This window comes from Corallococcus sp. AB049A, from assembly GCF_003668885.1.
Lineage (GTDB): Bacteria > Myxococcota > Myxococcia > Myxococcales > Myxococcaceae > Corallococcus > Corallococcus interemptor.
Window position 1 is genome coordinate 1 of the sequence record NZ_RAWL01000329.1, and the last position, 9920, is coordinate 9920.

At 67.8% G+C, this 9920-nt stretch carries 10 protein-coding genes; 5 read left to right on the forward strand and 5 right to left on the reverse strand.

Annotated elements, in window-relative coordinates; translation table 11 throughout:
• Window positions 1-609: hypothetical protein (locus D7X55_RS28485; RefSeq protein ID WP_233610122.1), on the forward strand; the 609-nt coding region annotated here is incomplete at its 5' end.
• Here the strand turns inward: D7X55_RS28485 and D7X55_RS28490 are convergent.
• Complete coding sequence (locus tag D7X55_RS28490) at window positions 588-1361, reverse strand: DNA methyltransferase (protein WP_120548862.1); 774 nt, start codon at window positions 1359-1361, stop codon at window positions 588-590. The genes D7X55_RS28485 and D7X55_RS28490 overlap by 22 nt on opposite strands.
• A gap of 257 nt (window positions 1362-1618) precedes the next feature.
• On the opposite strand from D7X55_RS28490, the gene D7X55_RS28495 reads away from it, so the two are divergent.
• The 4 genes from D7X55_RS28495 (at window position 1619) to D7X55_RS28515 (ending at window position 4860) form a co-directional block, all read left to right on the forward strand.
• The gene (locus tag D7X55_RS28495; RefSeq protein ID WP_158626434.1) at window positions 1619-2209 is read left to right on the forward strand and encodes a hypothetical protein; all 591 of its coding nucleotides are present in this window, start codon (window positions 1619-1621) and stop codon (window positions 2207-2209) included.
• Window positions 2209-3108, forward strand: a complete 900-nt coding sequence (locus tag D7X55_RS28500; protein WP_121724702.1) for a type VI immunity family protein — start codon at window positions 2209-2211, stop codon at window positions 3106-3108. Before D7X55_RS28495 ends, D7X55_RS28500 begins: the two co-directional genes overlap by 1 nt.
• A complete protein-coding gene (locus D7X55_RS28505) occupies window positions 3105-3689 on the forward strand; it encodes a hypothetical protein (RefSeq protein ID WP_147470243.1) in 585 nt (194 codons plus the stop codon). Before D7X55_RS28500 ends, D7X55_RS28505 begins: the two co-directional genes overlap by 4 nt.
• Before the next feature lie 271 nt (window positions 3690-3960).
• Entirely contained in the window at window positions 3961-4860 is a 900-nt protein-coding gene (locus D7X55_RS28515; protein WP_121724705.1) for a type VI immunity family protein, read from the forward strand.
• A gap of 14 nt (window positions 4861-4874) precedes the next feature.
• Here the strand turns inward: D7X55_RS28515 and D7X55_RS28520 are convergent, their stop codons facing one another.
• The 4 genes from D7X55_RS28520 to D7X55_RS28535 form a co-directional block, all read right to left on the reverse strand.
• Entirely contained in the window at window positions 4875-5783 is a 909-nt protein-coding gene (locus tag D7X55_RS28520; protein ID WP_121724706.1) for a DUF2381 family protein, read from the reverse strand.
• 119 nt (window positions 5784-5902) lie between these two features.
• Window positions 5903-7780 carry a serine/threonine-protein kinase gene (locus D7X55_RS28525; protein ID WP_120548842.1) on the reverse strand — a complete coding sequence of 626 codons (1878 nt, stop codon included), beginning with the start codon at window positions 7778-7780 and terminating at the stop codon, window positions 5903-5905.
• 380 nt (window positions 7781-8160) lie between these two features.
• Window positions 8161-9309: a TfuA-like protein gene (locus D7X55_RS28530; RefSeq protein ID WP_120548861.1), complete on the reverse strand. Its 1149-nt coding sequence runs from the start codon at window positions 9307-9309 to the stop codon at window positions 8161-8163.
• A gap of 77 nt (window positions 9310-9386) precedes the next feature.
• Window positions 9387-9920: YcaO-like family protein (locus D7X55_RS28535; RefSeq protein WP_199747193.1), on the reverse strand; the 534-nt coding region annotated here is incomplete at its 5' end.

Sequence of the window (9920 nt, forward strand, 5' to 3'; positions counted from 1 at the left end):
GCCCTGCCCCCTCCCCTCTTCCAGCGGCTCTCCCGCCGCGTGGGAGCGCTCAAGGGGGAGCGCCTGCGCCACACGTACCAGACGACGTTCTGGTACGCCTTCGGGCCGCCAGAGAACGTGGTGGAGGAGGTCATCCACACGCTGCGGCCCCGGGTGACGAAGGGCTGGAAGATCGCCGGGGTGGAGTGGTGGCTGTCGCGGATGCGGGCCACGGACGTGCGGGTGGACTTCCACCAGGACCGGGATGAGCGGCTGGCATTGGCCACGGGGAAGCTGGTGCACCCGGTGCGCTCGTCGGTGTTGTTCCTCAACCGGGTGCGGGGCGGCGCGCTGGCGGTGACGCGGGAGATGCCGTGCGAGGACAACCCGTCGCTCGCGCCGGAGCGGCTGGAGGATTTGACGCTGGTGGCGCCGCGTCCCAACCGGCTGGTGGTGTTCGACGGGACGCTGACGCACGGGGTGCTGGACGCGGAGAACCAGGTGCCGGACGGCAAGCTGCCGGGCCCTTCGCGCGAGCGGCGCACGCTGGTGATGAACTGGTGGGGGCACCGCCCCACGGACGTGCCCACGTGGAGCGAGACGCGCTTCTACCGGGCGCTGGCGAGCTGACGGGCGGTGTCGCGAAGGCGCTGGGTGACGCGCTCGGCCCACTCGGGTTCGACCTCCATGCAGGCGGGGCGGCGGCCCAGGCGCAGGGCGGCGGAGGGCATGGAGCCGCTGCCCGCGAAGGGATCCAGCACGGTGTCGCCGGGGCGGCTCCAGGTGCGGACCAGGGGCTCCAGCACGGAGAAGGGCTTGTGGTGGGGGTGGCCGCCCCAGTGCGCGGCCTCGGCGTCATCGTCGTAGCCGCCGACGACGGCCCACACGGTGGGGGCGTCTCCGGGGGCGAGCGGCGGCGCGGGCGTGCGGGCGATGACGAGGGCGACCTCGTAGACGCGGAGGATCTGCTCGTTGGCGTTCTTGTCGGTGGTGCGCTTGCCCCAGACGTATTCGCCGCGCAGGTGGGTGTAGCCCAGGCCCTTCGCGGCGGTGAGGATGGGCTCCTTGCCCAGGAGGTTGGTCCAGATGATGAGGGGCGCGTCGGGGGTGAGGTGCGCGGTGGCGCGGGTGAGCCAGGCCTCGGAGAAGACGCGGTAGTCGCGCACGGACTCGAAGCGGACGATGGGGTTGCGATCGATCTTCTTGTTCGCGCGGGGGTCGCGCAGGTCCCCGCCCTTGCGGCGCCGGGTGAGCAGGCAATAGGGAGGGTCGGTGTGGAGCAGGGAGGCGCGGGTGTCGCCGAGAGCGGCCCGGTAGCCCTCGGGCTCGCGCGCATCGGCGCGGACGCAGCGCAGGGATTCGGGCGTGAAGTCGGTGGTCATCGTGTGGAGCCGCACCCTACCCGGCATGTGGCGCGGGGGTGCCGGGATTCTGGCACGCTCGGGGCATGCGGATGCGTCACACGGCGGCCCTGCTGGGCTGGTTGCTGCTCTGCGGGTGCCAGTCCGCAGGCGGCGGACAGGCAAGGCGGGAGTATCAGCAGACGATAGATTCGGGCACGAACGCGTGCCGGACCAACCCCGCGTACTGCGCGGCCATGCCCACCCGAGTCCGCGCCACGGCGCAGGCCGGCGCGTCCGTGGCGGGCGCGCTGAAGGCCATGGACGCGGCGGCACTCGCCCGCCTGCGGGAACTCTTGAAGGAGTGCGCGAACGAGGCGGACTGGGACGTGAACCTGCGGCTCCTTGACGGCAAGACACCGACGGCGAAGCAGTGCCAGGAGCAGGTTGGAACGGATGCATCAGGCAAGCCCATTACCCGGGCCATGCAGTGGGGGCAGGAGAAGCATGCGGTGGCCCTTCGCTGCGTTCAGAAACGCCTTGCTGTCGAAAGGCCCGGCGGTTTCAGCGTAGAGCAGCGGTATCGGTATGACCGCACATCCAGGGCCTTGGAGCTGATCACATCCGCGGAGGAGCAAGCGATGCTCCGTGCAGGACGCACAGGACAACTCCGCGGCACGCTGGTCCCGGATGTCGTCATCCATTCTGGAGATCCACTTCGAGCCGAAGCGGTGTTCGACTTCAAATTTCCCTGTCCTATCGGTGGACGGACGGATTGGCGCCCTTATCCCCAAGGGCACCCATACGAACTCCTTGACCAGGGGCGGCTCTACGCTGAGGCACTTCGAACCATGGTGTTTCGTGTCTCCCCTATCTTGGGGGTCTACTGATGACCAGCAACATTCCATCCATTCGACACGTCGCTGAGACGGGTTCCCTTGTCATCAAGGAAGGGCTCAGCATCTGTTTCTACATGCGTCGTCCCTATCAGGATGTTGCATCAATGGTCGAGGCAGCCGCCGCCGCCTATTTTCGTGCTGTCGGGCCGCATGCATTGACGTCTCACCCTGACGATGAAGGTTATTGGCAGGAGCGCAAGAGTTCCGCGCTGGAATACGTCCAGGAGCAGCTTCGAGAGCAGCGTGCGTCCCATATCCTGCTGACGGATGGGGCCGAAGGCCTTGGTGCCTATCAATTCCTTTACCAGGGCGTTGACCTGGATTCACCAGAGAGCCGCCGCGAACCGGGCCTGCATACCTGCGCGGTTTCCTTCTGGCTTCCCGCATCCCAGGGCCCTGGCCCATTTCGAGAACTTGCCCTTTCCCTGGCGGAACTGCTGCCCTTCAACTCCGGCCATGCCGGGCCGTCCTTCCATGCCTGGCTGGGCATGGAAGACCTCATGCAGCACATGTTTCAACTCGGCCTTCGCTATCCCGGCATGGATGTGCCGGATGAACACAACAACGCCTACTCCGTGGGAGACAAGGTCCAGGGCGTCCACTGGATGAACTTCCTTGGGCCGCCGGTGCTCGAAGCGCTGGGAGGCACCTCCGCGCTGGCGGCACGCCTCCAGACACCTGAGACCTCCGTGCAGGCCCTGGGGGAAGACCGTGCCGTGGTCACCTTGGGATCTGAACCCGACGCGGGTGACACCTCGGAGGGACGCGTGCTTCCAGCTCACCGGGAGTTGGTCCGCATCCTGGAACCCTGGCTCGCGACGCGCGAGGTCTCACGCCGCTACCGTGACAATGATGCCCTACGCAGATGGGAGCGGAGGTTCCTGGATTGAGCAAGGCCATGGAGCCGTCCACTCCTCGGAATGGGCGCGGGGATGCCGGGATTCTGGCACGCTCGGAGGCCATGCGGATGCGTCACACGGCGGCCCTGCTGGGCTGGTTGCTGCTCTGCGGGTGCCAGTCCACAGGCAGCGGACAGGCAAGGCGGGAGTATCAGCAGACGATAGATTCGGGCACGAATGCGTGCCGGACCAACCCCGCGTACTGCGCGGCCATGCCCACTCGAGTCCGCGCCACGGCGCAGGCCGGCGCGTCCGTGGCGGGCGCGCTGAAGGCCATGGACGCGGCGGCACTCGCCCGCATGCGGGAGATCATGAAGGAGTGCGCGACACAGGCGGACTGGGACGTGAACCTGCGGCTCCTTGACGGCAAGACGCCGACCACAAAGCAGTGCGAGGAGCAGGTCGGAACGGATGCGGAGGGCAAACCCATCACCCGGGCCATGCAGTGGGGCCGGGAGAAGCACACGGTGGCCCTTCGCTGCGTCCGGCACGACTGTCCGTTGAGCGGCCCGGGGGCTTCAGTGTGGAACAGCGGTATCGGTATGAGCGGGAGACACGCACACTTGAATTAATCTCCGCCAGTGAAGAGCAAGCGATGCTCCGCACAGGGAGAGCGGGGCGGCTCCGTGGAACGCTTGTCCCCGACGTGGTCATCCATTCCGGCGACCCGCTTCGCGCGGAAGCCAGCTACGACTTCAAGTTTCCCTGCCCTATTGGCAAGGAAAGCTCATGGCGCCAGTACCCCAAGGGGCATCCCTGGCAGGGCCGCCGCCAGGGTGAAATGTATGAAGAGGCCTTGGGCGCCGGTGCCTTCCGCGTCTCACCCATCCTGGGAGTCTATTGATGTCCATGCGTCTGCCCTCTGTCGAAGTGGTTGCCGGACATGGCTCCGTCATCATGAAGGCGGGGCTCAGCATCTGCTTCTACATGCGCCGTTCCCATCGGGAACTGGCCCCCCTGATCTCCCAGGCATTGACGACCTACCTCCAAGCCGTCGGCCGACAAGCACTGACGTGGTACCCCGACCTGGAAGGCGAATGGCGCGCACTGGATGACTCCGCGCTCGAATCAACGCATCGGGAATTGTTGACGCATCCCGTCCCATTCATCCAACTGAGGGACAGCTATGGAAGCCTCGTTGACTATCAATTCCTTTACCAGGGCGTTGACCTGGATTCACCAGAGAGCCGCCGCGAACCGGGCCTGCATACCTGCGCGGTTTCCTTCTGGCTTCCCGCATCCCAGGGCCCTGGCCCATTTCGAGAACTTGCCCTTTCCCTGGCGGAACTGCTGCCCTTCAACTCCGGCCATGCCGGGCCGTCCTTCCATGCCTGGCTGGGCATGGAAGACCTCATGCAGCACATGTTTCAACTCGGCCTTCGCTATCCCGGCATGGATGTGCCGGATGAACACAACAACGCATACTCCGTGGGAGACAAGGTCCAGGGCGTCCATTGGATGAACTTCCTCGGACCGCCGGTGCTCGAAGCGGTGGGCGGCACCTCGGTGCTGGCGGCACGCCTCCAGACACCGGGGACCTCCGTGGAGGCTCTGGGGGTAGACCGTGCTGTCGTCACCCTGGGAATTGAACCTGATGCGGGTGACACCGCGGAGGGACGCGTATTACCAGCGCACCGGGAACTGGCCCGCATCCTGGAACCCTGGCTCGCGAAGCGCGAGGTCTCACGCCGTTACCGTGACAATGAGGCCCTGCGCAAATGGGAGCGGCGGTTCCTGGACTGAGACAAGCCTCAGGCTCAGGGAAAGCTGATGCCGCTCCACTGCGCTGTCCGGGCGCCATCCACGTCCAAGACCTTCAACTGATAGCCATCAAGGTCCGGGCTTTTCACGTCGAACTCCAGGATCAGCGTTGCCTCGGATTCGCTCGTGATGGGGCCGGGCTGGGCGGGCGGCAGGGACTCCCACTCCTTGCCCTGCCGGTCCACGAGCACTGCCCGGCCAATGGTCCACGGCTTTTTGTCGACCGCCGTCACCCACACCTTCACGGCGCGCCGGCTGCCTGACACGTACGACGAGCTTTTATTGATGAGCAACGAGCACGGGCGTCTGCAGCTCCATGGCCGTGCCGTGCGCTCAACCGACACGCCGGGGAACCCCGTCGAGTCCATCAAGAGCCCACGAAAACCCGTCTGCTCACGCGTCCCCGCTGCCGGAGAAACGTGCTCCCGTCGCAAGCGCTCCAGCTCCGCGCGCAGTTGCAGTACCTCCTGGCGATACGACTCCGCGGAACGCGCCCGCCGATAGATCTCCACTTGGCGATCCACGGCGCCGGAATCCACGACCAATCGCAATGACAGCCTTGAGGGAAGCGTCGAGCCCGCATCCTTGAAAGGAATGGACAGACTCAAGGTCGTCCCCGGCTGCAAATCATTGGATGGAACAAGTACGAGCACCGAGCTTCCCATGCTCACTCGCGCGAACTGCGCTCGCGACTCCAGACTCACCTGTTCCTGCTGGATATCGGTATCAAAGAGCAGTGTCGTGCTCACCCCAGGCCCGATGCGAATGGGACGCGTTCCCGTGTCCTCCGTCCCCACTTCCATCCGGAGCGTTCCCTCGCGCGCCTCCTTCTCGAAGGGCGAAGCCGCCAGGACATGGGACGACCAGAGAAGAACCGGAAGCACGGCGAACAGACAGGAGGGCACGGTGGGGAGGGCTCCTCGAACTGGGGCAGCAGGGCCTCCCTTCTACCACGGGGCGTTACGCGTGCCCGTCGCGCGACGATGACCCATCCTCCCGAGTAGGCGCCGGCGAGACGAAGTTCCTAGTAAGGCAACGGCATTGGCTCTTGGTAGACGTTGAGGCGCTTGACGGCCTTCACGCCGAAGAGCTGGACCGGGATGTGCCGCACGGTGGCGGTATCCTCCGAGTAGCCATCCTGCCCCTGCGCCCAACCCCACCGGCCGAGGTCGACGTCGTAGAACTCCATGCAGAGGGGGATGACCTGCCCCGTGGGTAGGGTGGCCTCCGTGAAGAGGAGCCGCGTGTTCCCCGGGTTGAACACCGCTCGGCCCCTCATCTTCGTTCCCACCGGCAGTTGTCCGCGCAGTCGCGACGCAAAATGGACGAGGGCTTGGAACGGCCCTTCACGAATCTCCATCTCCCGTTTCTCGTTCTCCTGCAGGTAGACACCTTCGAACGGGATGGTTCCCGCCCGCAAAGCAGTCATGGCCTCCTCGGCTCCCGCCGGGCATGGCTCGCTTTCGTCCTTCCGGGTGTTGGCACTGCCGCCCGCGCAGGACACGCCCACGCAGGCCGCTACGGCCGCTCCAGCGATCTTCCGCATGACGCCGCCATCCGGACGCAGGGGTTTCGTGGGCACGCTCACGGCCTCGGGCGGAGGCGGTTCCACCTCGGCGGCGGCACCCGCATCCGGGGGGGACGCCACCGCGAGCACGGCGGCATCGGGAAGACTCTGGGATGGAGTCACGGACGAACTTCCTTTCTCAGACACAGGCGCTACGGCAGGTGGAGGACGGTCCGGCGTCATTCGCGCCAGCCCGAAAATCAAGAAGCCCAGCAGCAGTGCCCCCAGGCCGAGCAGCGCGCCGGAACGACGACGCCGCTTCGGCTCGACGGCCTCCGCGGGTACTACCGGTCCCGAGGGCGCTGGCTCACGCACTTGCGCCGCCAGCTCCGTGGAGCTTCCCGGGAACTGCGACAGCGACACCACGCCCCGGTCCAGACCGGCCGCGTCCGGATCCGCCGGGACGTCCAGCGAGATCTTCCAGTCCGCGTGGCGCTTGTCCTTGGCCGCGTCCCAGAGCGCCTGCAGCAGCGTCTCCGTCCCCGAGTAGCGATCCTCGGGGCGCTTGGAGAGCAGCCGCATCGCGATGTCCGACAGGCTGGAGGGAACCTTGGGATTGATGTCCTTCGGAGCGCGCGGCACCACCGTCTCGATGGCGGGCAACAACCGCTCGTAGGGCAGGCGCGGGTCGAAGGCGTAGCCGTCCGTCAGGGACTCGTAGAGCAGCGCGCCCAGCGCGTACAGGTCGCCCGGGATGCCCGCGTCGAAGTTCGCTCCCGACTTCCAGGAGCCTTCGCGCAGGAAGGCCACGCACTCCGGTGGCAGCAGATGCGGCGACGCGGGCGCCACGCCCACCGTCAGTGTGGAGGCCCCCGGGATGCGCGCGGTGCCCAGGTCGATGAGGATGGGTCGCTCATCCAGGCGGCGGATGAGCAGGTTGTCCGCCTTGAGGTCGCGGTGGTGCACGCCCCGGCGGTGGAGATCCGCCACCACCCGCACGACCTCCGTGTAGACGGTCAACAGGTGCGCGGCGGAGGGCTTCACCCGCCAGCGCCACTCGTGGAACGTCTCGCCGTCCACGAAGTCGGTGACATGGAAGAAGTAGCCGTCCGGTGGATCCGGCCAGCGATCCACCGCGTGCACTCGCGGCAGGTTGGGATGCGGCGCGCACGCAAGCAGCGCCGCCACCTCTCGCGAGAGCCGCCCGTTGACGTCCTCTTCATCGCTGGCGTGCTGATTCGCCGGACGCAACGCGAGCTTCAGCGCGTAGACATTCCCGCCCCGCTCCACCTTGAAGACCCGGCCAAAGCCTCCCGCTCCCAGCGTCCCGACGATCCGCCAGGGTCCGACGTGGTGGCCGACTTCAAGCTGGTCCGGGTGGAGCGGCGTGGTCATGTCCCTGACTCAAGCCGTGACACAACCTGGCAGGTGGGGACGGCCACAAGGCCTTCCAGGACCGCAGAGGGCGCCTTCCCTGCCACATCCCACCGCAGAGGTCGGATTCCCCGCAATCCGCGAGCGTGCCCGGCCGATGACGGCGCGGACCCACTTGGCGGAACCACCCAGGGAGCGGTGTTCAATGCGGACAACCTCCGGGGTTGACCCTATCTGGCCCTGCGGGGCTGTCACGTTTTTTCGTGACGCAGCAGGAGGTTCGCCCCTGAACAGGCGTCCAACCCGCCAGGCCGCCTGGGGTTCACCGGTGGTTCATGAAACAGGTCTCAACACGTCTGGCGGGGGCTGTCTCGGATTGCGAGGGGGCTTCCCCCCGGCGGCTATTCGCCGTCGTCGGATTCCGCCAGCGCTCGGGCGGCCTGTTCCCACTGGCCTCCGAGGCGGGCTTCGGAAGCCAGGGCCTCGTCCCAGGACGGACCGTCAGGCAGGAGCCGCGATGCGTGGCGCAAGGCCAGGCGCTCCAGTGCCCGCGCTTCGCACAGCCGGCGCAGCTCCACCGCATCAAGGCCGTTGGCGGCGAGGAAGGCGTCCCGGCGCGAGGCTCGGACCTTCCGCTCCTGCCACCACGTAGCCTCTTCCTCGGCGATCTCCTCCTCCGTCGCGGCGAGGCCCAGCGAACGCGCCCAGCCCGCGAGCAACGCCCGGCGCAGGCCTGCCTCCGCCCAGGCCGCCGCGTCGGGCGCGCCGCGCAGCAATTCCATCACGCGCCCGGAGTCCACGGCGCTTGAGCCCACGCGCGTCACGTCCTCCATCAGGCGCCGGCGCCGCACCAGCGACGAAGGATTGCGCCGCACTCCCGGTTGCGTCGGCGGAGCCCGGCTCACGAACTCCGCGCCCGCGCGCACGCACTCCAATGCGTCCCGCCGCTTGAGGTCTTCCACTCCGCCCGCGAACCAGGCGTCCCAGACGGGCCGGGTCCATGCGGGCTCCACGGCCTCGCGGATCCGCGTCCAGGTGCGCTCCTGGTAGAAGATGCCCGCTGCCGCTTCCACCAGGGCCTGGGCTCCGGAGCGATTCAGGACGCGCGCCTTCTGAGCCAGCTCCGCCGCGTGCCGCACGTTCACCAGGGGCACGGTGAGGGGACGCCAGTCGTGCTCGGCGTCCGCATGCAGCAGCGCGACCTCCGAGTCATCCACCGCCACGCCATCGCGATACCAGCCGAAGATGCGGCCCACGCCGACCATGCCGTGCTGGGACAGCTCCGAGGCGCGCAGCGCGCCCATGCTGCCTCCGCCGAACACGGCCACGCCCGCCTCCATCGCCGCGAGCAGTTCGTGGTGCCACACGGAAGGCTGCGCCTCGAAGACACCGTCCACCAGCACCAGTGCGCGCGGCTTGAGCGACAGCGCCCGCCACACGTCTCCTTGCCGCGCTGGAGGCAGCACCGTGCACGGCGCGATCTTCCGCGCCTCCGCCGCGGGCAACGAGGGCCCCAGGAACACCACCAGGTCATCCGGCCGGCGCTTCACGCGAACACCATCACGCGCCGGGCCGCTCGCGGCATCCTCGACCACGCCCCCTGCTTCCTTCACACCCTGCCGCCGCTTCACAGGAGCTCCGACACTTGCATGCCCGGCACCACGACCTTCCACACGTGCAGCCCGGGCACGGGCGCGTCCAGCGCCACTCCCGCCACCTGCTTGAACCCCGCGCCGTCCAGCAACGACAGCACCGTGCGCACCTTCGCCGTCGCGGTCTTCGCGCGCCTGTCCAATGCATCCGGCATCGCGTCCGCTCCTCGACGGGGACGCACCTCCGACAGCGCCTGCGCGAACCCCAGCGACGCTTCACGGTCCGCCGCCGCCACGTCCTCACGGGCTCCGTGGATGTCCGTCAGCCGCGACTGCGCGGCCTCCAGCAACGCCTTCTGCAACGCCTCGTCCCGGTCCATCGCGCACGCGTAGCCGGCCGTGAGCGGCACCGGCCCCTCGTCCACATCCACGAGCACCGCCGCCGCCACCGGCAGCCCCACCCTGCCCCGCGTCCGGGGCGCGGGCGTCACATCGAACAGGTAGGCCTTGAAGCCCCGGGCCCGCAGCGCTTCCGCCAACGCGGCCGTGCGCGGCGCTCCATCCGCCAG

Coding starts and splice junctions, on each gene's coding strand:
- D7X55_RS28490 (WP_120548862.1), bottom strand. CDS start 1,361: ATGACCACCGACTTCACGCCCGAATCCCTGCGCTGCGTCCGCGCCGAT.
- D7X55_RS28500 (WP_121724702.1), top strand. CDS start 2,209: ATGACCAGCAACATTCCATCCATTCGACACGTCGCTGAGACGGGTTCC.
- D7X55_RS28515 (WP_121724705.1), top strand. CDS start 3,961: ATGTCCATGCGTCTGCCCTCTGTCGAAGTGGTTGCCGGACATGGCTCC.
- D7X55_RS28525 (WP_120548842.1), bottom strand. CDS start 7,780: ATGACCACGCCGCTCCACCCGGACCAGCTTGAAGTCGGCCACCACGTC.